Source organism: Paenibacillus sp. F024, from assembly GCF_057814255.1.
Genome location: NZ_JBVASZ010000170.1, coordinates 1 through 280, shown reverse-complemented (window position 1 = coordinate 280; position 280 = coordinate 1). Strand labels below are relative to the sequence as shown.

Below are 280 nucleotides of genomic sequence, written 5' to 3'. Positions count from 1 at the left end.
GGATGATTATCGTAGGTTTGCAGGTCTTCCAGCGAATCGAACTTCGTAATCAGCGCAATATCGTAAGAACGGTCCAAATGAAGCACGTCGGTACCTACTTCAATATGGCGAAGCACCGTAATTTTCCCCTCCATATTTTTGAGCACATGGTAAGTCGCCTGTACGGACTCCGGGCTCCGGTCTTTCAGCTTAAACATCACTACATGTGTAATCATTACACTCGCTCCCCTTTGGTTACATCAGCTTCGAAAATAAATTTTACGATCTGTCTAAAGAAGAT

1 protein-coding gene is annotated in these 280 nt (G+C 43.9%); it reads right to left on the bottom strand.

Going from position 1 to position 280, the window contains the following annotated elements:
* Positions 1 to 215, bottom strand: a 215-nt coding sequence (locus ACZYR9_RS27830; RefSeq protein WP_488981522.1) for a Dabb family protein, incomplete at its 3' end; no start/stop codon positions are given.
* Positions 216 to 280 lie beyond the last annotated feature (65 nt).